At 35.9% G+C, this 25,553-nt stretch carries 29 protein-coding genes and 1 pseudogene; 14 read left to right on the top strand and 16 right to left on the bottom strand.

Annotated features, from left to right (window positions below):
• Positions 1–244 precede the first annotated feature (244 nt).
• From M5121_RS10895 to M5121_RS10915, 5 genes are all read right to left on the bottom strand, one after another.
• On the bottom strand, positions 245–922 hold the full coding sequence (locus M5121_RS10895; RefSeq protein ID WP_249571193.1) for a YccT family protein: 678 nt from the start codon (positions 920–922) through the stop codon (positions 245–247).
• Between the two features lie 223 nt (positions 923–1,145).
• Entirely contained in the window at positions 1,146–1,742 is a 597-nt protein-coding gene (locus tag M5121_RS10900; RefSeq protein ID WP_004662314.1) for a nitroreductase family protein, read from the bottom strand.
• Positions 1,743–1,917: 175 nt separating this feature from the next.
• Positions 1,918–3,036, bottom strand: coding sequence for a signal recognition particle-docking protein FtsY (gene ftsY / locus M5121_RS10905; RefSeq protein WP_249571194.1), 1,119 nt, complete (start codon positions 3,034–3,036; stop codon positions 1,918–1,920).
• Positions 3,037–3,154: 118 nt separating this feature from the next.
• The gene (locus M5121_RS10910; protein WP_005160011.1) at positions 3,155–3,484 is read right to left on the bottom strand and encodes a hypothetical protein; all 330 of its coding nucleotides are present in this window, start codon (positions 3,482–3,484) and stop codon (positions 3,155–3,157) included.
• A 107-nt stretch (positions 3,485–3,591) separates the two neighbouring features.
• Positions 3,592–3,951: a hypothetical protein gene (locus tag M5121_RS10915; protein ID WP_005160009.1), complete on the bottom strand. Its 360-nt coding sequence runs from the start codon at positions 3,949–3,951 to the stop codon at positions 3,592–3,594.
• Positions 3,952–4,184: 233 nt separating this feature from the next.
• Here M5121_RS10915 and M5121_RS10920 point away from each other — a divergent pair, with 233 nt between their 5' ends.
• The 3 genes from M5121_RS10920 (at position 4,185) to M5121_RS10930 (ending at position 5,661) form a co-directional block, all read left to right on the top strand.
• Positions 4,185–4,418, top strand: a complete 234-nt coding sequence (locus M5121_RS10920; protein ID WP_004662320.1) for an SEL1-like repeat protein — start codon at positions 4,185–4,187, stop codon at positions 4,416–4,418.
• 300 nt (positions 4,419–4,718) lie between these two features.
• A complete protein-coding gene (locus M5121_RS10925) occupies positions 4,719–5,090 on the top strand; it encodes a DUF2750 domain-containing protein (protein ID WP_004662322.1) in 372 nt (123 codons plus the stop codon).
• A 139-nt stretch (positions 5,091–5,229) separates the two neighbouring features.
• The gene (locus M5121_RS10930) at positions 5,230–5,661 is read left to right on the top strand and encodes a CBS domain-containing protein (RefSeq protein WP_004662324.1); all 432 of its coding nucleotides are present in this window, start codon (positions 5,230–5,232) and stop codon (positions 5,659–5,661) included.
• A gap of 57 nt (positions 5,662–5,718) precedes the next feature.
• Here the strand turns inward: M5121_RS10930 and M5121_RS10935 are convergent, their stop codons facing one another.
• The gene (locus M5121_RS10935) at positions 5,719–6,933 is read right to left on the bottom strand and encodes an aspartate aminotransferase family protein (protein ID WP_249571195.1); all 1,215 of its coding nucleotides are present in this window, start codon (positions 6,931–6,933) and stop codon (positions 5,719–5,721) included.
• Between the two features lie 163 nt (positions 6,934–7,096).
• On the opposite strand from M5121_RS10935, the gene grxD reads away from it, so the two are divergent.
• Positions 7,097–7,438, top strand: coding sequence for a Grx4 family monothiol glutaredoxin (gene grxD / locus M5121_RS10940; protein WP_004662328.1), 342 nt, complete (start codon positions 7,097–7,099; stop codon positions 7,436–7,438).
• Positions 7,439–7,489: 51 nt separating this feature from the next.
• Here the strand turns inward: grxD and M5121_RS10945 are convergent, their stop codons facing one another.
• The gene (locus tag M5121_RS10945; RefSeq protein WP_249571196.1) at positions 7,490–7,813 is read right to left on the bottom strand and encodes a hypothetical protein; all 324 of its coding nucleotides are present in this window, start codon (positions 7,811–7,813) and stop codon (positions 7,490–7,492) included.
• Between the two features lie 80 nt (positions 7,814–7,893).
• On the opposite strand from M5121_RS10945, the pseudogene M5121_RS10950 reads away from it, so the two are divergent.
• Both M5121_RS10950 and M5121_RS10955 read left to right on the top strand, forming a co-directional pair.
• A pseudogene (locus tag M5121_RS10950) lies at positions 7,894–8,317 on the top strand (guanosine-3',5'-bis(diphosphate) 3'-pyrophosphohydrolase).
• A gap of 54 nt (positions 8,318–8,371) precedes the next feature.
• A complete protein-coding gene (locus tag M5121_RS10955; RefSeq protein WP_005216426.1) occupies positions 8,372–9,289 on the top strand; it encodes a LysR family transcriptional regulator in 918 nt (305 codons plus the stop codon).
• A gap of 26 nt (positions 9,290–9,315) precedes the next feature.
• Here the strand turns inward: M5121_RS10955 and map are convergent, their stop codons facing one another.
• Positions 9,316–10,110, bottom strand: a complete 795-nt coding sequence (map, locus tag M5121_RS10960) for a type I methionyl aminopeptidase (RefSeq protein WP_249571197.1) — start codon at positions 10,108–10,110, stop codon at positions 9,316–9,318.
• A gap of 351 nt (positions 10,111–10,461) precedes the next feature.
• On the opposite strand from map, the gene brnQ reads away from it, so the two are divergent.
• Complete coding sequence (gene brnQ / locus M5121_RS10965; RefSeq protein ID WP_249571198.1) at positions 10,462–11,772, top strand: branched-chain amino acid transport system II carrier protein; 1,311 nt, start codon at positions 10,462–10,464, stop codon at positions 11,770–11,772.
• Between the two features lie 401 nt (positions 11,773–12,173).
• Positions 12,174–12,416 carry a hypothetical protein gene (locus M5121_RS10970; protein WP_005159983.1) on the top strand — a complete coding sequence of 81 codons (243 nt, stop codon included), beginning with the start codon at positions 12,174–12,176 and terminating at the stop codon, positions 12,414–12,416.
• Positions 12,417–12,448: 32 nt separating this feature from the next.
• Here M5121_RS10970 and M5121_RS10975 read toward each other — a convergent pair whose 3' ends face one another.
• Entirely contained in the window at positions 12,449–12,904 is a 456-nt protein-coding gene (locus M5121_RS10975) for a hypothetical protein (protein ID WP_249571199.1), read from the bottom strand.
• Positions 12,905–13,037: 133 nt separating this feature from the next.
• Between M5121_RS10975 and M5121_RS10980 the strand changes: the two genes are divergently transcribed.
• Complete coding sequence (locus M5121_RS10980; RefSeq protein ID WP_087545430.1) at positions 13,038–13,895, top strand: alpha/beta hydrolase family protein; 858 nt, start codon at positions 13,038–13,040, stop codon at positions 13,893–13,895.
• 699 nt (positions 13,896–14,594) lie between these two features.
• Positions 14,595–15,059, top strand: a complete 465-nt coding sequence (locus M5121_RS10985) for a MarR family winged helix-turn-helix transcriptional regulator (RefSeq protein WP_004662340.1) — start codon at positions 14,595–14,597, stop codon at positions 15,057–15,059.
• Positions 15,060–15,104: 45 nt separating this feature from the next.
• On the opposite strand, the gene M5121_RS10990 is transcribed toward M5121_RS10985, so the two are convergent.
• From M5121_RS10990 to M5121_RS11005, 4 genes are all read right to left on the bottom strand, one after another.
• Positions 15,105–15,773 carry an SOS response-associated peptidase gene (locus M5121_RS10990; protein WP_005159978.1) on the bottom strand — a complete coding sequence of 223 codons (669 nt, stop codon included), beginning with the start codon at positions 15,771–15,773 and terminating at the stop codon, positions 15,105–15,107.
• A gap of 61 nt (positions 15,774–15,834) precedes the next feature.
• Positions 15,835–17,997 carry a malate synthase G gene (locus M5121_RS10995; protein WP_249571200.1) on the bottom strand — a complete coding sequence of 721 codons (2,163 nt, stop codon included), beginning with the start codon at positions 17,995–17,997 and terminating at the stop codon, positions 15,835–15,837.
• Between the two features lie 285 nt (positions 17,998–18,282).
• Entirely contained in the window at positions 18,283–19,428 is a 1,146-nt protein-coding gene (gene zapE / locus M5121_RS11000; RefSeq protein WP_249571201.1) for a cell division protein ZapE, read from the bottom strand.
• A gap of 120 nt (positions 19,429–19,548) precedes the next feature.
• Positions 19,549–20,568, bottom strand: coding sequence for an AraC family transcriptional regulator (locus M5121_RS11005; protein ID WP_249571202.1), 1,020 nt, complete (start codon positions 20,566–20,568; stop codon positions 19,549–19,551).
• Between the two features lie 155 nt (positions 20,569–20,723).
• Between M5121_RS11005 and M5121_RS11010 the strand changes: the two genes are divergently transcribed.
• Together M5121_RS11010 and M5121_RS11015 are read left to right on the top strand one after the other, a co-directional pair.
• A complete protein-coding gene (locus M5121_RS11010; protein WP_249571203.1) occupies positions 20,724–22,238 on the top strand; it encodes a flavin-containing monooxygenase in 1,515 nt (504 codons plus the stop codon).
• 48 nt (positions 22,239–22,286) lie between these two features.
• Positions 22,287–23,204: a LysO family transporter gene (locus M5121_RS11015; protein WP_249571204.1), complete on the top strand. Its 918-nt coding sequence runs from the start codon at positions 22,287–22,289 to the stop codon at positions 23,202–23,204.
• Positions 23,205–23,226: 22 nt separating this feature from the next.
• Here the strand turns inward: M5121_RS11015 and pyrF are convergent, their stop codons facing one another.
• Positions 23,227–23,907 (bottom strand): orotidine-5'-phosphate decarboxylase, encoded by a 681-nt coding sequence (pyrF, locus tag M5121_RS11020; protein WP_249571205.1) that lies wholly within the window; start codon positions 23,905–23,907, stop codon positions 23,227–23,229.
• Between the two features lie 185 nt (positions 23,908–24,092).
• On the opposite strand from pyrF, the gene M5121_RS11025 reads away from it, so the two are divergent.
• Both M5121_RS11025 and M5121_RS11030 read left to right on the top strand, forming a co-directional pair.
• Entirely contained in the window at positions 24,093–24,353 is a 261-nt protein-coding gene (locus tag M5121_RS11025; RefSeq protein WP_249571206.1) for a hypothetical protein, read from the top strand.
• Positions 24,354–24,505: 152 nt separating this feature from the next.
• Positions 24,506–24,772, top strand: a complete 267-nt coding sequence (locus M5121_RS11030) for a hypothetical protein (RefSeq protein ID WP_249571207.1) — start codon at positions 24,506–24,508, stop codon at positions 24,770–24,772.
• A 78-nt stretch (positions 24,773–24,850) separates the two neighbouring features.
• On the opposite strand, the gene M5121_RS11035 is transcribed toward M5121_RS11030, so the two are convergent.
• Positions 24,851–25,204 carry a lipopolysaccharide assembly protein LapA domain-containing protein gene (locus M5121_RS11035; protein WP_249571208.1) on the bottom strand — a complete coding sequence of 118 codons (354 nt, stop codon included), beginning with the start codon at positions 25,202–25,204 and terminating at the stop codon, positions 24,851–24,853.
• 18 nt (positions 25,205–25,222) lie between these two features.
• On the bottom strand, positions 25,223–25,525 hold the full coding sequence (locus M5121_RS11040; RefSeq protein WP_005216452.1) for an integration host factor subunit beta: 303 nt from the start codon (positions 25,523–25,525) through the stop codon (positions 25,223–25,225).
• Positions 25,526–25,553: the final 28 nt, after the last annotated feature.

Below are 25,553 nucleotides of genomic sequence, written 5' to 3' on the forward strand. Positions count from 1 at the left end.
CTGTTTCTTGCTCATGGTAAACTCCTAATGAGTATGTATAGTTTACCAAGTTAAACCCTCCTGTTTTTTAAGCACACATCAGTGGTCCAACTTCGCTCAGATTGAGCCCGATCAGCCAAATTGATTCATTCAACCAATTGCGCTACATCATCAATTTTTTGCAGTTCTAATGTTTAAAGACATTTCTATTTTATACGCTCAATAAAAAACCGATGATAACATCGGTTCTTTTACAGTTGAGCAATTAGTTCGTTTGCCCTGCTAACCACGCCATAAATTTTTGACGCTCAGCTTTCGATGCTTTTTGCCACAACTCTACTAATTGCTGATCTGTGGTTTTTATATTGCCAGATACTACCGTTGTTGCTGTTACAGCAACAGGTGCTACATTTTTTGTCGAAGCTGCATAGACGGGTGCAGGTTGATTCACGACATTATTTTTGTTTTTTTGCGTTAAATCTAAAGTACGACCTAGCAAACTGTTACCTGAAAACCACGGTTGAGCTTCATTATTTGCACCAGTTTGCTGCACAACAAGCTGTTTGTTTTGATCATATAAAGCAACTGTTGGTTGTTCAGCATATTTTTTTGCTTCACTAAAGTTCTTTGGAGCATTTATCAACGCTAAATTATACGCTTGATTGTCTTTCAGGTCCGTTGCTTGAATTGTTACCACACCTGATTTCACAATATCGTGTTCACCATTTAAGTGTTCAAAATATTCACGATAACGAACATTTACCGTTAAGTTCCCAGGATCAACCTGATAGTTGTTTTTGTTTGAAGGAATTAACCCATTATTTACTTCTTGACCATTTACCGCAAGAATCACGATTTCTTCAGGTGCAGTGATTGTGACTGCCGCAAAAACTGAACTACTCAATAATAACCCGAAAGCAGCAACACCAACTCTTAAAGACATTAGACTCTTCTCGATATAAACAATTTATGAAATCGTAAGCACTATGCTCTTCGATTATGACCATTTTATGACATAAAACAAAACTGTCTATTCCAACAATTTGGCTTTTTTAAGATATATACATCAATTCTAATGCTAAACACCATAGTTCTTTTGGCGAATACAAACCCTTAAATAAAAAAAGAGCACATTGAGTGCTCTTTTTAATGATACGTATATTTACTTAGTTAAAAGTTTTGAAACGTGCAGCATCATCCATATAGGTTTTTTCGCCAGCAGCCGCTTCAATAGAACCGAATACTAACTGTGCACGTAGTTTCCAGTTTGATGGAATATCAAAAGTTTCAGCCACTTCGGCATCCACGATTGGATTATAGTGCTGTAATGATGCACCAACACCAATTTCAGATAATGCAGTCCATGTTGCGAACTGTGCAATTGCACTTGAATGTTCAGACCAAACTGGGAAGTTATCCGCATACAATGCGAATTGCTCTTGCAAACCTTTTACAACATCTTGATCTTCATAAAATAACGCCGTACCAAAACCTGCTGAGAAACTATCAATTTTCGCGCTAGTATTTGCAAATGCTTCTGCTGGAACCATTTTACGTAAAGTTTCGCGAACAATTTCCCAAAATTTATGATGTGATTCACCATATAAAGTTACAACACGTGAAGTTTGTGAGTTGAATGATGATGGGCTTTGTTTTACTGCTTCGCGAATTGTTTCTTCAATCGTTGCTTGGTCAACTGTAAGATTTTTACCAATTGCATAAATGGTACGACGTGATTTAATGCTATTTAGAAAGTTACTCATGTTGTTATTCCCACTATACCTTTAAGGCGTTATCTTGGATTGAATGTAGTGTATAACGATACATTTTTTAGGAATAGTCTAAAAAATATGACATATCGTTTTATTTTTGAAACAATACTATTTGTGAACTATAAAAAAACTCCACATTGAGTGGAGTCCTTTTAACATAAACTAATTACTTATCAGTTTCAAATAATGCCGCAACAAATGATTTTGCTGAGAATGGGCGTAAATCATCAATCTTTTCACCGACACCGATATAACGAATTGGCACATGGGTACGGCTCGCGATATTAAATAACACACCACCTTTCGCCGTACCATCAAGTTTAGTAATCGTAATACCCGTTAAGCCAACTGCTTCATCAAACAGTTGTACTTGGTTAATTGCATTCTGGCCTGTCCCCGCATCTACAATTAACATAATTTCATGCGGTGCCGTTGCATCGATCTTCTGCATCACACGTTTAACTTTTTTCAACTCTTCCATAAGATTTGATTTATTTTGCAAACGACCTGCTGTATCTGCGATAAGAACATCAATACCCTTTGCACGCGCACTTTCAAAAGCATCAAAGATAACCGAAGCACTATCAGCACCATGCCCCTGAGCGACAACTGGAATATCGTTACGTTCACCCCAAATTTGTAGTTGCTCAGTCGCTGCAGCACGGAAAGTATCACCCGCCGCTAGCATGACTTTTTTACCTTCACCTTGTAAACGTTTAGCCAGTTTACCAATCGTCGTCGTTTTACCTACGCCATTTACACCCACCATTAAAATCACATAAGGCGATTTATTTGGATCGATATGTAATGGTTTTACACGTGGCGCAAGTAATGCAACCAACTCTTCTTGTAATGCTTTGTAGAGCGCATGCGAATAAATTAAATCTCCACGCGCAGTTCTTTCAGTAAGATTCGCGATAATAGTTTTGGTCGCATCGACACCAATGTCGGCGATGAGTAGCTGTTCTTCAACTTCTTCTAATAACTCATCATCAATTTCTTTGCCACCAATTAAGATATTGACCACACCATCCGTAAAACTACGACGCGTTTTAGTCAAACCATCCTTCATACGACCAAAGAAACCTGTTGACTTGACTTCTTCTGTAGTAGCAGGAACAGATGTTTCTTCCACAACTACAGGTGATGGCGTTTCAACAGTATTTTTAGCTATTGGCTCAATAATGGGAACATCGACAGCAGGTAAACTTGGTAATGTGACATCGTCATCTCCGATATCGGCATTTATCAAGAATTTATTTTGCATATTCGATTGCTGTTGCATGTCGATTCCTTGAGAAAAAAGCAGCTTTTTTAAAGATAGTCAGTCTAGCACAAATTGATTTCTTTTTCCTGACTAAGGCAAACTGTTCATTTATAAATAGAAATGAGTCGATTAAAACTTATTCATCTTCTTGTGCCATCGCTGGGTACTCTTTGATTCGACTAGATTCAAATTGATAAGCGTTCAAAAGCTTTAAATAATCTTCACGGCGAATCTGAGAATTTTCCAGTATATGTACTGCCATTTGTTGTGTTTTAGGATGACTGGCTTGCTGTGAAAACTGAAGTACTTGTTGATATTGCAAAGGATTGACAGGAAGTTTCAATGCATAAAATGCAAGGATAAAAATAGACAAAATAATGATACTGACCAAAGCATTATAAAATTGGTCAATTTTCAACCCTAATTTGGATTGTAAAAATTTATGTTTAGAAATTATAGACAGCATAATCTACCTCGAATTAGATGTAGTGTATGTGTCTAGCTCGCTTAGGACAAGTGTAGCGTTCAATAATTCACCGCTAGTAAGTTTATTGAACGCTCATATGATATTAATCAACTCATCAGCGAACGGACAAAGGCGAAATATAAAATAAATGCAATAATCACAAGTGCCAAAAATATAGCAAACATCCCTACACCACTTTCAGCATCAGCTGGATGTAAATCATCATCATCAGCAATACGTTTCAACTCGCCATTGTAAATATCATAAAACCGATCTTTTTGTTCAGGGCTTAAATGACTTGCGAAATCGTAAACTCTTTTACGCTGTGCTAAACAATAGTCACCTAAGTGAATCTCCTGATGAAAGATTGCCTCATCGAGTAATTTACGGTGATGGTGAGCTAAAGCAATAATTTGGCTTTCTGCTGGCGGTACATCAAAGCTGAAGCCATCAATTACATTTGACATATTATTCTCCTTATCGATTTCTATTATTTTCACTTTGATTTTACTTAAAAATATTTGCGAGAAGTGTTTAATCGTGTAAGCTTACAAATTAAATAAAGACACGCAATATACTTGACAATTCAAGTAATGTTGTCATAATTATTTCATAATTCAGAGTTATAGTGACTTAAGTTCAAAGCAAAGTATCTTTGAATAGAATCTGAAGTAATCATAATTAAAATAAGGAGTTATATATGATTCAGCATTTTACACAACATGAACTAGAGCATGTGTATGCCAATGCAGTAAATACAATTCAATCGCAAAAAAACTTTCTAGATGCTGTGAAAGAGCTTGAACAAGTAGCTCAAGCAGGTCACGGTAAAGCAGCATTATTTTTAGCGGAATTGTATTATCAAGGTTTTCGAGTAGAACGTGATTCTTTGAAAGCTCAATATTGGCAAAAGTTAGCAACAATGCAAGCATAAGAAAACGTCACTCAGGTGGCGTTTTTTAATACCTCCTTAAAACGTACAACATCGCTACCTCCCAAGGTCTAACTTGCGCTGCATCAAAGCTTTGATTTGCTCAGGTAGTGTTAACTTTAATAAAAAATTATTTCTAGAGTCTTTCTGAATTGCTTTTATCTGATGCAAAGATTGAATAATCAAGATGATATTTTGACCCAAAAGAATATTTGCTTACGATTTAGATCAATTGTTTAAACATAAATGCCATATAAATTTCTTATAATTAAACATGAGTTTAAATAAAATTAGTTTACGAACATGTATCGTTTTAATAATTTCCAACCAGTATCACGCGAGTTGATGATTAAAATTTCAATTCTAAAAACAATGATGTATTGTGGTGTACTTTGGGGTTTATATCATCAAGGTTGGGCAATCAAGTCCGATCACGATGGTCATGTATTCCCATTTTGGTTGAATGGCGTACAAGCACACCGTTATGCAAAATCAAATTGGAAAAATTATAAACCACGTAAAATTACACCTAAAGATTTTCATGAATCACTATTACCAACCTTAACGCGTTTACAAGTAGAGCCTGCTTTATTTAATTCTTCGCATCGCAAATTCAAACTTTCGACACAACAAATGCAGCATTTCTTTTTTATGCCAGAACCAGTTATGGCGTAATAAATTTGCCCACCAATCATGATGACTTTTTAGACATTCACAAGAGAAAGTTATCATTGTTGTGCATTTAGGACTTTGCAATTAAAAAAAATACCGTTAAGTTAAATGAAAATGACAATACAACAGAGGTAGATAAACAATGACAATCGTTGCCCAAGTCATCAAAAATAAAGCTGTACAATCAATTTTTACAATTTCGCCAAATGCGACTGTACTTGAAGCAATCAAAATTATGGCAGATAAAGGCGTGGGAGCTTTAGTCGTTGCAGAAGATGAAAAGCTAGTTGGTATTTTCTCTGAACGTGACTACACACGTAAAGTGACGTTGATGGAGCGTTCATCAAATACGACACCCGTGTCAGATATTATGACATCCAAAGTCATCACCGTTGGATTAAACAATACAGTTGAAGAATGCTTGCAATTAATGACTGATCGCCATTTGCGTCACTTACCTGTTTTAGATAAAGAAAAACTTGTTGGCTTTATTTCAATTGGTGACTTAGTCAAAGCTGCAATGGAAGATCAACGCGTTCTTATCGAACAACTTCAACAATATATTTCAGGCTAATCGCCGCAAAAAAGGGCAATTCAAATTGCCCTTTTTTATTGTATGACTAATACGTCATTACGCTGCTAAAAAGCCTTGAATTGCAGGTACAAGACGCTTCAACAATTCATCAGCTTGAGCTTGAGTCAGGTTTAATGGTGGTAATAAACGTACTACCGAACCTGCCGTTACATTAATAATCAACTTATATTGATCACGTGCAATAGCAACTAGTTCAGCACAATCTTTTGGTAATTGAACACCAATCATCATACCAAAACCACGCACCTGTACATTTTGATCAATCAATTGAGCTCGTAGTTGATCAACAATATAGGCTCCAACTACGGCTGCATTTTCAACGGCATTTTCATTTTCAAGTGTATCAAGTACAGTGTAAACCACACGTGAGCCAAGTACTGTACCGCCATATGTTGAACCATGGCTGCCTGCACCGAGTAAGCCTACCGCTTTACCCTGTGTCATTACTGCACCCACAGGGAAACCATTTCCTAAACCCTTCGCAGTGGTCATGACATCAGGGATAATGTTCGTATGTTGATAAGCAAAGTATTTACCTGTACGTCCATTCCCTGTTTGAATTTCATCAAGCATCATTAACCAATTATGCTGATTACATAAAGCACGAACTTCCTCGAGATAACTAAAACCCTGCGGAGCTGTATTGACACCACCTTCACCTTGAATCGGTTCAATCAGGATTGCAACAATATCAGGATGATGGATTGCCGCTTCCTGAATCGCTTCGACATCCCCAAACGGTACACGGATGAAGCCCTGAACCAACGGCGCAAAACCCTCCTGAACCTTTTTATTTCCTGTCGCAGACAAGGTGGCCAGTGTACGGCCGTGGAAAGACTGTTCAGCAACCAAAATCTTTGGATTGACAATCCCTTGCTGGGAACCAAATTTACGTGCAATTTTGATCGCACCTTCATTTGACTCAGCGCCACTGTTTGAGAAGAAAATTTCTTCCATTCCAGAAACTTGTGCAAGTTTTTGAGCTGCAGCAGTTTGCCAAGGAATTTCGAATAAGTTACTGGTATGCACTAAAGTTGCAGCTTGCTCAGCAATCGCTTCCGCAATCACTGGGTGTGCATGCCCTAAACCACAAACAGCAATACCTGTTAAGGCATCCAAATATTCCGCACCATCCGCTGTATATAAATACGCCCCTCGTCCTCGTACAAAGCTGATCGCTTGGCGACCATAAGTTGCCATAAGATGTGATGGTTGATCAGGTTGCACAGGAGCAAGAGTGATATTAGTCATAACAAACTCAATCTATCATTAGTTGTGGTGAAAAAAGTTATATAAGCAAAAACTTGAGTAGATTGAAAGCTCAAACTCACATTTATATAAGAAAAATCTTTAGCAATAGCCGCAAAACTGTTTTTCAGTATATAATTTACGAAGATTAGTTGAGGATCTATCTATGACGGAACAAGCGCGTGATACAGTAGCGTTAATTCGTGATCAAATTGCGAAACACCCTGTTTTACTTTACATGAAAGGCACTCCACAATTTCCGCAATGTGGTTTTTCTGCGCGTGCAGTTGAAGCACTTAGCCAAATTGGTCGCCCATTTGCCTATGTAAATATCTTGGAAAATCAAGATATTCGTACAACATTACCTCAAATTGCTAACTGGCCTACTTTCCCACAATTATGGGTAAACGGCGAGCTCATTGGTGGTAGCGATATCATGCTTGAAATGTTCCAAAATGGTGAGTTAAAGCCATTAGTTGAACAGTATAGCCCTGCTCCTGAAGCATAAGCTAAAAAATGAAAGCCAATCAAATGATTGGCTTTTTTATTGCAATGAGTTTTAGTTTAAGCTAAAACCAACATACCGAAACATACCTTCCACCCCTAAATCGGCTTTGTAAATTTGCATGTTTGGATAGTCTGCCTGAGTGATCGTCTCATAAATATTCATACTTGGATCTTCATGAATTTCATCAACCGACTGTGGTAGAACTGCTTCAAAACGATCAGCAATAAATTCAAAACCTAAATCCATAGCCAGGAATAAAGTATGCTCACACGGCTGAATATACTGTTCTTGTTCCCAATCTAAAACAGCTTGATGACAATATGGACATGCTATGTTTTGAGTCGCATCGATAACGTTTATAAGTTGGTATGTCATAATTTTAAAGCATAGAAAATTTGGATTTAGTTTAAAAGAATACGATCTGTGAATCTATCTGAATAACAGGGATTTAAATTATGGCAACACTTGAACAAGCGATTTCACTAGCTGCACAACAACATGAAGGACAAGTAGATAAAGCAAATGCTCCTTATATATTGCATCCATTAAGAGTCATGTTAAATGTTCCTACAATTGAACATAAAATTGTAGCCGTTTTGCATGATATTTTAGAAGATACAGAAAACGATTGAAGATTTATACCAATTCGGTTTTCAAGAGCATATCATTGACGCAATCGTCGCGCTTACTAAAAAACAGGGAGAAACTCGTCTAGAAGCAGCTCAACGAGCGCGACAAAATCCAATCGCACGTGTTGTTAAATTAGCAGATATCAATGACAATATGGACTTATCTCGCATTCAATCACCAACAGTCAAAGATTTTGAGCGTTTGAAAGAATACCAACAGGTTCGAGATTTATTACTCCAAAATGTTTAATAATCTCTTTTATAATGATTCACCCTAATCACAAAAGCTGGAGTTTATAGCGTAATGCTAACGGATTTAGATGATTTTTATTGCTTTGCCCTTGTTGTCGAACATGGTGGTTTTAGTGCGGCTGAAAGAGCAACTGATATTCCTAAATCCAAATTAAGTCGCAGAGTTTATAATCTCGAAGAACAGCTGGGTGTACGCTTAATTCAACGTAGTTCACGACACTTTGCCGTTACCGATATTGGCATGGATGTTTATCGTCATGCTCAAGTGATGATGAATGCAGCCCAAGCTGCACATGATGTTGTCAATCACTTAAGTAGCGAACCACGCGGTGTAATTAAAGTCAGTGTTCCAGTTGATATTGCACAAAATCAAATGGCGAAAATATTACCGAGCTTTTTAAAGAAGTACCCTGAAGTTCGGGTTCAAATGATGGTAAGCAATCGCAGAATTGATGTAATTAACGAAGGCGTTGATCTCGCCTTACGTGTTCGCTCTAAGCTAGACGATGACCCTAATTTAGTTTTGCGTCAGTTTACAGCAATTGAGCAACGTCTATTTGCTAGTCAAGCTTATTTAAATGAATTCGGTCATTTAACAACGCCAGAACAATTATCTGAGCATCGTATTATCAGTATGTCCGAAGAACATCTAGATCAACACTTTTTATTATTTGGACCTGAAAATCAACAAAAGAAAATTAAAGTAAATCCTGTCATTATGGGTTCGAATTTGTTGATGCTCGCGGAATTGGCAAGTCAAAATTGTGGAATTGCTTTATTACCAGATAGTATTGCACAAGATTTCACAAAATCAGGGCAATTGGTCAAAGTTTTACCTGAATGGACTGCCCCACATGGTATTTTCCATGCCGTTTATCCGTCACGTAGAGGTCTATTACCCGCTGTACGAGTCTTTATCGATTATTTAGTAGAACAATTAACAGAATCACCGAATAAAAAAAGAGCTTGAATCATTCAAGCTCTTTTTTAAATACATTACACCGCTGGATAGTGTCCTGTTCCATTTGGCCAAGGTGTTAACAACTCAAAACCATCATCAGTAACAACAACCATATGTTCCCATTGCGCTGATAAGGACTTATCTTGTGTCACCACAGTCCATCCGTCATTCAGTTCTTTCACATGTCGTTTACCAGCATTCACCATCGGTTCAATCGTAAATACCATACCCTTTTTCAAGGTCATGCCCTGTCCTTTTTGACCATAATGCAAAATATTCGGCTGTTCATGATAGATACGACCAATACCATGACCACAATATTCTCGGACAATACTATAACCTTCACGTTGCGCAACGGATTGAATTGCATAACCAATATCACCGAGTGTCGTACCTGGTTTTACCATATGAATCCCTGCAAGCATGGCTTCATAAGTTGTTTCCACCAGTTTCTTGGCTTCTGGGCTCGGCTCGCCCACAAAATACATGCGGCTGGTATCCCCAAAATAACCATCTTTGATTACAGCAACATCGATATTTAATATATCTCCTTCTTGCAAAATTTTCTTTGCGGAAGGAATTGCATGGCACACTTCTTCATTGACTGAAATACATGTCGTCTTGGTAAAACCGTGATATCCCACATTGGCTGGAATCACCTGCAAAGTATTTACGATATAGTCGTTGCAAATATCGTCTAAATATTCAGTTGAAACGCCGGGCTTAATATAATCACCAATCATTTCTAATACTTGTGCCGCTAAACGTCCTGAGATACGTAATTTCTCAATATCTTGCTCAGATTTAATCGTCACAGTAGAAGCTCTCATTCGAGATTTTCCTTATTTAAATATAGGTTAATGCAACATGCAGATTCATTTTTGTACTGCATCTCGTATTTCAACAGTTGTACGCTGTCGTACAAAAATCTTCAATCGTTTTAAGATTGAACGGTTGCTATTATTTTACATTTAATTTCAATTGGCATCATAGTAAAAAAGTATAAAGGGCTATATTTTTTACTTTTAAAATCTTTTCAATAAATTAAGTTTACCAATGCTAATTATATGATTTTAATCAGTTCTTATTAGACAAAAATAAACCAAATTTCACATAAAATTAGTTTCAAATGACTACAAATTTGTTCTAGAATCCGCTCTTTTATTTTATACCTCCCTTTTATGAACCATCTTCGTACAGGAGATATTATTGCTCTCGGTTTCATGACCTTTGCACTCTTCATCGGTGCTGGCAATATTATTTTCCCCCCTATCGTTGCGCAACAAGCAGGTGAGCATGTTTGGCTCGCTGCTTTTGGATTCTTAATTACCGCAGTCGGTCTACCTGTAATTACCATTATGGCTTTGTCTCGTATGCAAGGCTCTATTGAAATTATCAGCTCGCCACTTGGACGCTTTTTTAGCTTACTCCTCACGATTGTCTGTTATTTGTCTGTTGGACCATTATTTGCCACACCACGTACTGCAACTGTTTCTTATGAAATAGGATTTGCTCCATATTTTGGTACATCAAATAGCAGTCTACTGATTTATAGTGTTATTTATTTTACACTTGTCACTGTGATCTCGCTTTACCCGAATAAATTATTAGATACAGTAGGTCACGTCTTAGCTCCTTTAAAAATTGCTGCTCTAGCGGTTCTTGGTATTGCAGCAATTCTTATCCCTACTGGCTATATTTCTCCACCAATCCATAAGTATGTGACTAGTCCTGTTTCTGAAGGCTTCGTAAACGGCTATTTAACGATGGATACTTTGGGTGCCTTAGTATTCGGTATTGTGATTATTCAAGCGATTCAGTCTCGTGGAGTGACAGATTCAAAGCTGATCACCAAATATGCGATTATCGCGAGTTTAATTGCTGGTGTAGGTTTAACCCTAGTATATATCAGCCTATTTAAACTTGGATTAGGTAGCCATGAAGTTGCGGCGAATGCAGCGAATGGTGCAGTAATTCTGCATGCTTATGTACAACACGCCTTTGGTGATCTAGGTTCGTTGTTTTTAGCTGGTTTGATTTTTCTTGCCTGTATGGTAACTGCAATTGGCCTTACCTGTGCATGTGCAGAATATTTCACTGAATTAACAGGCTTACCGTATAAATTATTAGTTTTTATCTTAATTGGATTTTCATTATTAATTTCAAATTTAGGCTTAACAAAACTAATTGCGTTCTCTGTTCCAGTGTTGAGTGCAATTTATCCACCAGCGATTGTTGTGATTATGATGAGTTTCTTCTGGAAATATTGGAATAAACCTTCAACTGTCGTGAGCTCTGTTACTGCTGTTGCTTTTCTTTTTGGCATTATTGAAGCACTCAAAGCGGCTGGATTCTCTGAACAACTCCCTCAATTCATTAATAATTTACCGTTGAATGAACAGAACCTTGCTTGGTTATTGCCTTCATTGGTCGTACTCGTTATCGCAATTGCTGTAGATCGATTCTCTAGCAATACTGCTTCTCAAAATTAAAATGATTTGTCGTTAAAATGATGTTTTACCCAAACATAATTTTAGCTATACAAAAAATGTTCTTTTATCCAACTTACATTTTTTGTTTACGACAAATTATTTTCTATCTTATTTGTATCTACCTCTACCCGTATTATTCACACTGTAATTGATCTGAATAATAAAAGCATCTTTTCAGCAACTTTTTCAAATTGTAAAAAACCCACAGTACTATTCATAATAAAAATAACCTTAATACACCAAAAAATGTTCAATCTATATAGAAATCAATACATTCATAAATTTATTTAAAAAATAGTGAAATTAGCTATTGAAATACTGAAAAAATCAAAGTACAACTTTAATCTTAATTCTGACAAAAACGATTAGGTTTTGTCATCACTACTCAAGGAGGGATGGAGATGTTCTCATTACATTTCAACAAGCAAGTCTTCATTGACACTCTAAAGACCAATGATTCCATCGTATATGCAATTACGACATTTGCCTTAATGGCGACGCTGTTATTGCAAGGCACTATTAAGGGTAATTTAAAACCTGAATATTTTGCATACGCTTTAATCGTCTCTTTAGCCTTTTGTACGTGGGGGATTATTGATCGAAAGTTTCGACAGATAAGTGCTGAGCGCCAAAAGAATTTTTAATATAAGAAATGGATGAGTAATCATCCATTTTTCTAACTGGTAAATTTTAAGATTGTTCCTAATAGTAATACTGCTGTAGCAGCTAATTCGACCATTATTAAACTCAACATTAAAAATGTCATACACCATCTTGGAATCGACCACTGCCCCAACTTATGCGGTTGCTTAAACTGATTCGTTGTATCTTTTAACATTCCATGAATGATATAGACCAAAATTGACATTGAGAAAAAGAATAAATTCGCCACAACGCAAAATAGACTCAAACTATCCGATAAACTTGTAAAATAACTTAATGCAGCCAAGATTAAACTCGCAGCGGCATAAAGCAAACTACTGCGATGTGCAATATCGACATAATAATGTGCACGTGCAAGCTCTGTATTTCTAATTTGATAATACTTCCAAACACCAGTTAGCATCCCTATCCAAAGAAATATTCCACTAAAAATGATCGCCAATTTGGTTGCACTGGTTAAAATTAACATTCCCTTTTCCCCAAATTGTTTTTCCCAAAATAGCTATATTACATAAAATTTGACTTTTAAGTCATTTTTTAAACGAGTTTCTTTTTAGAACTTGTATAAACTGAAAATATGTCCAGACAAGAGTATTTCTCAAATGACTACATTTGAATCATTTTGGATCAGTTGTAAAGATGGTTACCAACTTGCAGCACAGTATTATCCAGCAAGTGATGCCACTAAACCATTTCCGATTCTAATTTGTCCAGCAACAGGTATTACCAAAGGTTTTTATCACTCATTTGCTGAATGGTTAAATCAACAAGGCTACAAGGTCTTAAGTTTTGACTTTAGAGGAATAGGTCAATCTTTACATGGGGCACTGAAAAATTCGAATGCCAGTATCAATGATTGGGGTTTATTAGATATTCCCGCAGCCATCGAAACACTCTTGAATCGTGCTCAAGCTAAACAAGTGATTATTTTGGGACATAGTGCCGGTGGTCAATTACTTGGAATCAACCCTAACCATCAAAAAGTTGCTAAAGTTGTCGCAATCGCTGGTTCAACGGGTCATGTAAAAGGCTTAAAAGGAAAAACTAAACTTCTTGCTCCATTAATGTTTAATGTCATTTTTCCAATATCCAGTGCTATTAAAGGATACGGTGCAACACAATTTATTGGTATGGGTGAAAATTTACCTAAAAATGTAGCAAAACAATGGGCTGAATTTTGTAGTCAACCTGGTTATGTCATGAATGCAATTGGTAAAAGTATTTTTGCTGATTATCACCAAGAGATTGTCTGTCCGATTACATCAATTTGGGCAAGTGATGATGAAATCGCAACACAGGCAAATGTTAAAGATTTACTCAGACTTTATCCTAATGCCCAAACCAATTTGATTGAATTGAAACCACAACAATATGGTTACAAACAAATTGGACATATGCTGATGTTCAAAAAATCACATCAGAAATTATGGCCCGTATTAGAAAAAGAACTGAGAATGTAATCCCTAAACTCACAGCTTTACCCTTTTGCGTATCTAAGTTTGTAATCCTATTTAGATGCGCCTTTTTAATTTACAATTATTTACATAAACGATAAATGACATAACTAAGTAGAAGTTTTTTACAATGAATTATTTTTTAACAATATAAAATTAAATAATAAAGCTACATTTGTATTCTTTTTAAGCAAATTAATTAACTAATAATGATTAAATGTGATAAAGAATGTATTTATTCAACTTTTTAGCAGCACTATGGATTTTAATTTTTAACCAAATGTTAAATTCAAATATATGTATTTAATTTGTTTTTTCGATTATTTTATTTTACAAATGTAATAATTTTAAAGCTATATGACATTTTAGACAGAATCTTTTATAAAAAAGTCACGTCATAATTTGTATTTATTTTCTACAATACATTTGTTCTACAAATAAGCTACAATGCAGCACTGTAGAAATACAATTGGGGTAAGATGGATAGGTAAGACCATCATTAATAACAGTTTTATATAGTTTACATGATGATACCCCTATCCTAAGCAAAGATGGTTATACAACCATTTTTAGGAAGATTTGTTATAAATGGAATGTTAGAAAAATTAGATTTCATCATTTTTCTAGCGTATAAATTGTAGACATTTCATGGAATTTAGGAGTTGCATCTAACAACTCTGTGTAACAAGCATAGGAAATAACTTAATGCCTAAAAAATATGCGCGTTTTTTACCTACATCAGAAACATTTAACTTAGAAGACTTTCCTTATTTCTGGATTTCTCAAGTAAATGCACAGTACGTTCAAAATATCGATAACGTACTTAAGAAGTATGGTTTAGACAACTCTCGCCGTCGTATTTTAATTGCATTGAATGTCAAACCACATGCAAGCGTGTCTGAACTTTCAGACATGGTGATTTCTAAAATGTCTACAACCACAAAAATCGTATATCGCCTTAAAGATGAGGGATATATTGAAACTTATTCATGTAAAGAAGATGGTCGTATTACCCGCGTTTATCTTACTGATAAGGGTACAGAAATGATTACTAAAATTAATGATCTAACCTCTGTAATATTAGAACAATCATTTGATGGATTAACACCGTTGCAAATTGAAAAGACGATGGAAATTTTAAAACATATGTTTAAAAATCTTGCTCGTTGATTGATAAAATATAAAAAAAGGTTTCTTATTAGAAACCTTTTTTATTTAGAAAAGATCAAACATATTTAACTGAGGTGTTTGTTTTGCTATTTTTGCCTTAGGTACATGTGAACATTCAAACTCTTCGACTGGAAACCCTTGCATAAATTGAATCATTTGATGTGGTTGTTTTAAACTCAACCAATCATCAAGACGATCATGTGGAATGATGACAACTGATCTTTTTATATCGCCAGGTTCATGAAATTCTTTCATCATCGGATGGTCGACTGCGTTCATTGTGAGCATCGCTGCTGAACGAATAATTTGATTATTGATTTTACAAATTTCATAAAGTGCAGCAATAAAAAAGGCTCTGCCATCTTTACGCCTTACACCCCATCGTTGAGGTTTATTTCCAGTATATTTACTTTCATAAAACTCAGTGACTGGAATTACACCGAACTTGCATTTATAAGCTGCCTCCTGAAAGCTTGGTTTCTCAAAAATGGTCTCATGTCTAGCATTATAAGCACGTTTAGAGCTGTTAATATCCTCTGCCCATTTCGGCACTAAACCAAATAATACTTCTCGCCACTCCAATCCATGTTCAGATTTAAATAATAACGGTGTTTTATAACTTGGATAAATCTCATCGAGATAGTTAAAAGGAACAAGTGGTAGTTCAAGTTGTTGTAATTGCTCAAGTGTTACTGGTTTGTAGTTAGCACACATAAAATCACAAGCACCTTACTTAATAAAAAAGCCTCCGAGGAGGCTTTTATTTTAGATGAAATTAATCACCTGTATAACCTTTAAGTTTTAAACGTGCAGCGTGTAACAATGGCTCTGTATAACCAGAAGGTTGCTCAGCACCTTTGAAGATCAAATCAGCGGCAGCTTGGAATGCAATACCATCAAAATTTGGTGCCATTGGCGTATAAAGCGGATCATTGGCATTTTGCTGATCAACAATCACAGCCATACGTTTAAGCACTTCTTCAACTTGTTCTTTCGTTACGATACCGTGACGCAACCAGTTTGCAACATGCTGAGAAGAAATACGTAAAGTTGCACGGTCTTCCATCAAACCAACGTTGTTGATGTCTGGCACTTTAGAACAACCTACACCTAGATCAACCCAACGTACAACATAACCCAAGATACCTTGACAGTTATTTTCAAGTTCGTTATTCAACTCTTCAGCAGTCCAGTTTGTTTCTGGTGCAAAAGGAGGCGTTAACAAATCATCTAAACTCAACATATTTTCAGCAGCCAATTCGTCTTGACGTGCTTTTACATTAATTTGATGATAATGCATTGCGTGAAGTACAGCACCTGTAGGTGATGGAACCCATGCACAAGAAGCACCCGCATTTGGATGAGCTGTCTTAGTCGCCAACATATCTTTCATGCTATCTGGTTTTGGCCACATGCCTTTACCAATTTGTGCCTTACCTTGTAGGCCACATGCCAAACCAATCGCAACGTTACGATTTTCGTAAGCAGCAATCCATTTCTGAGCTTTAACAGCTTCTTTACGTACCATTGGCGCTGCTTCCATAGAGGTATGGATTTCATCACCCGTACGATCCATAAAACCAGTGTTAATGAAAATCGTACGGTCTTTTGCAGCTGCGATACAGTTTTTCAAATTAACTGAAGTACGACGTTCTTCATCCATGATACCGATTTTGAGAGTTTTTGCAGGTAAACCGAGTGCTTGTTCTGCACGCTCAAATAATTCAACTGCAAATGCAACTTCTTCTGGACCATGCATTTTTGGTTTAACGATATACATAGAACCTTTACGAGAGTTCTTATTTTCGTTTTCGCCACGAATATCTGTAATTGTAAGTAATGGAGTAACTAATGCATCCATAATACCTTCAAATACTTCTTGGCCATCTACAAGGATCGCAGGGTTAGTCATTAAATGACCAACGTTACGAAGAAGCATTAATGAACGACCATGTAGCGTTGTAGTACCGCCAATTAAGTTCTGAACTGTACGGTCTTTGTTTAATGCACGAGTAATGGTTTTACCATTTTTCTCGATTGACTCTTGCAAGTCACCCTTCATTAAACCTAACCAGTTACGATAGCCTTCAACTTTCTCTTCTGCATCAACAGCTGCAACTGAGTCTTCTAAATCTTGGATCGTTGTAATAGCAGCTTCTAGAGTTAAATCTTTGACGCCAGCCGCATCAGTTTTACCGATTGGGCTATTTGCATCGATATCAATAATAACGTGCAAGCCATTATTTAATAAAACGATTTCAGTTGGGTTTGCAGCATCGCCATTAAAGCCAACAAATTGAACTTCATGAGCTAAAGAGGTTGTTGAACCATCTTTTAAAGTTACAACTAAACGATTGTGATCAACTGCATATTTAGTTGCATCGGCATGAGAGCCTTGAGCAAGTGGGAATGTTTGATTAAGAAAATCTTTAGCGAAAGCAATTACTTTATCGCCACGGACTGGGTTGTATCCCTTACCTTTCTCTGCACCATTTTCTTCAGAAATTACATCAGTACCGTAAAGTGCATCATATAATGAACCCCAACGTGCATTCGCAGCATTTAAGCAATAGCGTGCGTTACGTACTGGCACAACAAGCTGAGGACCAGCTAATAATGCAATTTCTTCATCTACATTTTCAGTCGTTACTTGGAAATCAGCAACTTCTGGTACTAAGTAACCAATCTCAGTTAAAAATGCTTTATACGCATTTAACTCAAATTCATTATTACGATGCCATTCATCAATCTTAGCTTGAATTTCATCACGCTTAGCTAATAGTGCTTTATTCTTTGGGCTAAGATCGACAACGACTTGCTCGAAATTTTTCCAGTAAGTTTCACTGTCTAAACCAGAGCCTGGTAAAGCTTCATTTTCGATGAAATCGTAAAGTTCTTTAGCAATCGCTAGCTTGCCTTGTTGAATACGTACAGTCATTGTCTTTCCTGATGATGCTAACTTTTTATAACAAGAAACCTAGTATACCGATTTATACTAGCCTGAATAGTAATATCACATTGCTAAATAGTAAGCATTTTCTTAGTCTAAGTATTGACAAATATAATTTTTATAAACACCAAAACCAAGTTTTGATCTAGCTACTTCTATTCTGCGACATACTCACTTTTTAAAACTCATTTAGTTATAACAAAATTCAATTAAGAATAAAGCTTTCTCTATATGAATTTATAAAAAAGACATTCCTGAGAATGCCTTTATAATTTATGAAGTTTTTGAAACCTGAATTTGACGATGCTCTGAATGCAGATAATCATCGGATTGCATTTCTAATAAACGTGAACGTGTTCGTTCAATTTCAAATGCTAATTTTTCACCTTCATAAAGATCAATAATTGAATCTTCTGAAGTTAAAAGTAATTTCACGCCACGATCATAAAACTCATCCACTAAATAAATAAAGCGACGGGTTCCTTCTGAGAGAAAATCAGTTAAATGCGGCACGTTACTTACCAGTACCGTGTTGTAAATATTAGCAATTTCAATGAAATCAGCTGGACTACGTGGTTTAAAACATAACTCAGAGAATTCACACCACAATACATCTTCTATATGCCCAAGCGTTTCTACAATACGATTGTTAATCATGATAGGTGTATTAAAGAGCGTTTGTGTCTGTGTCAGCGCTTGAAAACGCTCATACATCCATGATTGAGCATCATTACTCAATGGATGTTTGAATAATTGAGCCTGCTTCAAAACACGCAAACGATAATCAACACCAGCATCTACATTCAGAACCGTACAGTTTTTCTGAACCAATTCAATTGTAGGAAGAAAACGGTCACGATGGATACCATTTTTATATAAACCTTCTGGTGCAATATTAGACGTTGCAATCAACGTGACGCCACGTTCAAATAACTTTTGAAATAAATCACTAATAATCATTGCATCCGTCACATTTGATACAAAAAACTCATCAAAACAAATGACAACCGCATTTTTATAAATTTGATCCGCAACAGAATCTAATGGATTACGTTGACCTGAAAGCTTATTCAATTCTTTATGGACATGTTGCATAAAATGGTGAAAATGCATGCGTGTTTTGCGGCGAAATGGAACTGACTCATAAAATTGATCCATCAACCATGTTTTCCCACGCCCTACGCCACCCCACATATAAACACCTTTTGGGTAGGTTTGACGACGGAAACGTCTAAACGCTTTCTTTGAGGCTTTATAACGAGTAAGCAACTCTTTCCATACTCGATCTAACTCTTGCACTGCCTGAGCTTGAGCTTCATCTGGCATGAATTGACCTGATTCGATTGCTTGAGCATAACGCTCCGCAGGTGAGATCGGCATAAATGAAGTGCTATGTGAGTCTGGTTTAGAATTTAACATAAGGTGTTATTACAATTTTAATTGGTGAAAATTATATCGAACATTAAGTCCAAAGGCATTAGATTTTAGGCTTAATTATCATGGAGTTTAAACATCATAATGTACCATTTTTTAATCATTTTAATGATTACGATTATATTGTCTTGGACTTTGACCAAACCATCGTTTAAACGCATGATTAAATGCAGCAGGTTCAGAATAACCTAACATTTCCGCAACTTGCTCAATTGAATACGCACTATTTTCAATAAACTTTAATGCTTTCTGCTTAATGAGCCTTTCGCGTATTTCCTTATAACTTGTTTGCATTTGCTGCAATTTATGTCTTAGAGTCCTCTCAGGAATCTTTAACGCACATGCTGTTTCAGACATTGTAGGTATTACACCATTTTGCATTTCAAGATATTCCTCGACATATTCTAAAATGGTCAACTTTGCACGGCTACTTCGTTCCAATTTATTCAGATCTTGTAGGCATTTTTCTTCATAGACACGGTAAGTAAGAACATCAGCAGATGGTATTTTTATATTTAAAATTTCAGTATTTTCTAGAATAAAAGAGGCATGCTGACATTCAAATTTTACATCCTGACCATAATAGTCTTGATAAGCCACTATTAATTCTAATTCTTTAGGTGCTTTAAAAGGTAATTCAATACGAATATTAGGGATTTCAAGCCCCATCATCTTAAAGATATCTTGTAAGAACTTATAAGTTCCTGAGATTTCACATTGAGCACGAAATAATCCTAAATACGTATTTAAATCAATGGGTTGATAATGCAAATGGATGTAATCTTTTTTAATATTTAGTTGTAATGAACCAAACAGGTGTGTCAATTGCTGAAATCGCACACCATTTAACAGAGCTTTATGTAAAGTATCGCTTGTAACAAGCAGCATCAAGAATGGGCCATACCCTGCAAGCGCATAATGTTGACCAATGATTAAGCCCTGTTCAGGAGAAATATCTTGACTAATATACTGTAAAATATCCCATTCAATTTCATCTGGAATAATTGAACTCGGATCTAAAGCTTCGGCTTGTATTCCCATGTCTGCTAAACGAGCATCAACATCAATGCCCACATGACGCATGCCTTGAATTAAATACATCAATCCGAGGATAGATCTCTTCATAATTCCGAATGTAATTCCCAAAACTTTAACGTTGTACTATAAAAATACGAATAAATGAATTGCCGAAATGATCAAGTTTTGCGTCTATACAATCATATTTAATCTCTACAAAACCTTTAAACTTGCATAAAATTTAGATGTGTAGGGCGTGGACTATGCGTGATGTACCCCAAAATGCTATTCAAAAAACTAAAGTTGCAATTATTGGTGCAGGTTTTGGTGGTTTAGCAATGTCTATTCGACTATTACAAAGTCAAATGAATGATTTTGTAATTTTAGAAAAAACCAATGACGTTGGTGGCACATGGCGTGAAAATCAATACCCGGGTGCTGCCTGTGATGTTCAATCACACATGTATTCACTTTCGTTTGCTCCCAAAACAGATTGGTCAAAACGTTACGCTGAAGCTGATGAAATTTTTGAATATATCCAAGATATTACTCAACAATATAGATTAAAAGATTATTGCAAATTCAATCATGAAGTTACTCATGCTGAGTTTGATGAAAATCGAAATGTTTGGTTATTAGATTTTAAAGATCAACCATCCATTGAAGCTCAATTTGTTATTTTTGCTTCTGGTCCCCTACACGTTCCGCAAATTCCTCACTTAAAAGGAATTGAAAAGTTTAAAGGTAAAGTCTTCCATTCTTCACAATGGGATCATCAATACAGCTTAGAAGGTAAATCTGTTGCTTCTATTGGTACTGGTGGTAGTGCAATTCAATATATCCCCGAGATTGCACAAGAAGTGAAACAGCTTTATGTATTCCAACGTACTGCCGCATGGGTCATTCCACGTGATGAACGTAAATATTCAAAATTAAGCAAATCTTTATTTAAAGCTTCAAATATTTATCGTCAAATTCATCGTACTCGTTTGTATTGGAGCAACGAATCACGTGTCGTACCTATCGTACAACCACAGATCATGAAATATGGTCAAAAGCTTGCAGAAGCATTTATCCGCTTTCAAATCAAAGACAAAGAGCTCGCTAAAAAACTTACACCAGACTTCGTGATGGGTTGTAAGCGTATTTTGATTTCAAATAAGTACTTCCCAACGTTCAACCGTAAAAATGTTGAATTAATTACTGATGGCGTTCAGGAAATTACAGCTAACGGCATTATTACCAAAGATGGTAAAGAACGCCAAATTGACTGTTTGATTTATGGTACGGGATTCATTACTGACCCACGTATTTACTTAAAGCATTTCGATTGTGTTGGTCGTAATGGAATCGAACTTAAGCAAGCTTGGAAAGATGGTGCAGAAAGCTACTATGGTGTTAGTACGAAAAACTTCCCTAACCTATTCCAACTATTAGGTCCAAATACGATTTTAGGTCATAACTCTATTATTTTTATGATTGAATCTCAAGTGAATTATATTTTGCAATTGATTCAAACCGTAGATAAAACAGGTTCTCAAGCTGTTGAGATTAAACAACAGGTACAAGATCAATTTAATGATCGTGTGCAGGAACAACTCAAAGGAACAGTTTGGCAAGCAGGTGGATGCAGTAGTTGGTATCAAGCAGCCGATGGTAAAAACTTCTCATTATGGCCAACATATACTTGGAAATATTGGTTAGAAACACGTAAAGTAAATGTCGCTGACTATAATTTTATTCATACAGCAACAAATGCAAAAAACAATGCAGCCTAACCAATAATTCTTCATAATAAGCAAGTTATTCGTAACCTGCTTTTTTTTATGCAATCTTTTGTTCTTATCTTCCAAATTTTTATCGCAATATGCTTAGGCTATTTTCTCGCCCCAAAACTATCACAGCGAATTAAACAATTTGTATTTAAAATTTTACCCTATTTTTCTTATTTATTATTAATGAGTGTTGCATTTGAACTGACTCAAGCTTTGAATCATATCTCAGATCCAGCAGCAATATTACCACCTGCATTATTAATTGCATTTACTACATCAGTTGGTTCTTTCTTTATCTGTCTGATTACTTACAAACTGATTGATCGTCAAAGCATACAAGGAAAAATTTCATTACACCTCTTTATCAATGCACTCAAGAATATCGCTAAAGCATTTCTAGCATTAGGTTTAGGGATTTTACTTGGAATACTAGTCACTCAATCTAACCTACAAATTGCATTTAATAGTTGGTATTTATTACTCATATTTATCTTTTTGATTGGCATTGAGCTTGCTTTTACGCAATTTGATCGCAGTTGGTTAAGTTGGAAAGTACTATTGGTTCCCGCTGCAGCCTTTGTTGGTTCCTGCTTAGCAGCAATCGTGAATTATTTAATTTTATCTAATCACTTTAACTTAAATGAAATAATGGCTTTAGCTCAGGGATATGGATGGTACTCAATGTCTGGCATTCTATTCACTGAATTACATTCAGCACGACTTGGTGGCATTGCCTTATTAACCGACCTCTTCAGAGAAATTTTCGCCATTCTTCTTATGTATTGTCTAGGCTGGCGTTTTCCACGTTCAGCGATTTCGAGTGCTGGAGCAACCTCAATGGATGTCACCCTTGCAATGGTTAAACAGTCATGTGGCACGCATTACGTACCACATGCAATGATGAGCGGATTAATTTTATCGCTTCTTGCGCCTTTATTAATCAGCCTATTCTTAAATCTCAAGTTCTAAGGTATTTATAAACTAAATAAACTTAGATAGACGCCAAAATTGACTTCAACATTTCTGTTGGACGTTCAGCCTTTGTAATCGGGCGACCAATCACTAAATGCGTCGAACCATCAAGCATAGCTTGTTTAGGTGTAACGATACGTTTTTGGTCATCTGCATTTGAACCTTCTGGACGAATGCCTGGGGTAACTAATGCAAAATCAGCATTCAACATTTCACGAAGAATCTTAGCTTCTTGTGCTGAGCAAACTACGCCATCCAAACCACTTTCTTGAGTCAATTTAGCTAAACGTTTGACATGCTCTACCGGCTCGATGTCTAAACCAATATCACGTAGATCTTCACGCCCCATAGAAGTTAACACAGTAACTGCAATAAGTTGTGTTTGATAATTGCCTGCTTTGAGTCTTTCAACACAGGTTTCCATCATTTTTCGACCACCAGAAGCATGAACATTGACCATCCACACACCCAGATCTGCCGCAGCACAAACAGCTTGAGCAGTTGTATTCGGAATATCATGGAATTTTAAATCCAAAAAAACTTCAAAACCCTTGTTCTGTAAGTTTTTAACAACAGACGGACCTTCATGAGTAAAAAGCTCTTTGCCTACTTTGACACGACATAGAGTAGGATCAAGTTGTTCCACAATTGTCAGAGCGTCGTATTCGCTTTTTGCATCCAAGGCAACAATGATACTCAAGAGCGTTTCTTCCCAGTTGATTCAAAGTCGCTATTATAAATAGGTTTTAATTTAAGTGTAAAATTTCATTCAACACATTTTCACTTCGCACATTTAAGTTGCAACAACAAAACTAAAACATACCAAATAGTAAAATTTGATTAAATTTTTATCTAAAAATAAATTAAAAACGAATAAGGTTAAAAATGAAAACGATTAAAACTGCTATAGGCATAAAAAGGTATCAATTTAGTCATCATCATTTTTTTAAGATTCTGAAAAATCAAGAAATACCCATACAACAACGCTTAAAATTCTTACCTAATCTTGCTCACTTTATAATGAGTTTTGCGGATTTAAATAAATATGTACTACCCTTTAATTTTCCGCAGAATAAATATGAAGAGGTAATCAATGTTCACCGTAACAAGATACTAATCATTGGCCTTGGTATTTGCATGACCTAGAAACACTCGAGCGCAAGAATTAACAAGAACTTACCAACACCCTTAGATTTATTTGGTGTGATGACATGTCACATAGCCGTAAACTATCTTAAGAATTAATAGGCTTGGTCTCGAATCAAACGGAACTTATAAGATATGTAGCAATTGAAGTTATGGAGTCTACAGAAAATGTAGTTTTTAATGTATTGAATGAAATTACCAAAACTACCGATTTAGAATTAAAGTTCTGTAGTGAAACTCATTTAAGGCAAGAAACTGTACATACTATAGGCGATGAAGAAAAAGTTTTTGAAAATATGCCTATAACGCGAGAAATGAATGAAACTACATTGATCGTAGTAGAAAAAAGTTTTAATGCTTTTAATCAATTTATGGATCAGCTTGAATTGAACTTGAAAAATGAAATTAAAATTAATTAAATATTTTTTAATCACAAACTAAAAGGGCCACTTCAATTGTGAAATAGCCCTTTTCAATACTAAATAGCAATTCAACTATTAGATCTTATCATTCGGATAAACATCTAAAACAGTTTTTTCATGCCTTACGCTTGCAGCAGCTTCTGCGGCTGCTTGCTGAGCAAGTTGGATCTGCTCTTTTCTGAGGTGATCAATATCTTTACGTAATCGCTTAATTTCCCAATTCGTTTGGAACACTCGAAATACTTGAACACCTAGAAGTAAACCGACCACGACACCTAATGCCAAAGTCAATAAAAGCAATAAACCTAAACGCATCGCAGGAACTTGAGTAAACAATAGGTTCACTTCTAATTCTGCTGGATTCTGTAAAACTAGGGCAAGCGAATAACTAAATAGAGCAACAAGTAATGCAATTAAGATATAACGCATAAACACCTCAATTTTTTATCAATCAACAGTCTCGTTTACTGCATCACGAAGTGCTTTACCTGGTTTGAAATGTGGAACAGCTTTTGCTGCAACATCAACTGATTTACCAGTTTTAGGATTACGCCCTAAACGTGGCTCACGATGATGTAATGCAAAACTGCCAAAACCACGAATTTCAATACGATCGCCACTCGAAAGTGCTTCAATCATTTGATCAATCATAATTTTAACGGCATCTTCAACCAACGGTTCTGCCAAATGAGGGTTTTTAAGGGCAATCCGTTCAATCAAATCAGATTTGTTAAGTGCTTCAGTAGTCATCGATGACCTCTTTAATTATTGCTACTTT

Origin of the sequence: Acinetobacter sp. ANC5681, assembly GCF_023488045.1 — a bacterium.
GTDB lineage: Bacteria > Pseudomonadota > Gammaproteobacteria > Pseudomonadales > Moraxellaceae > Acinetobacter.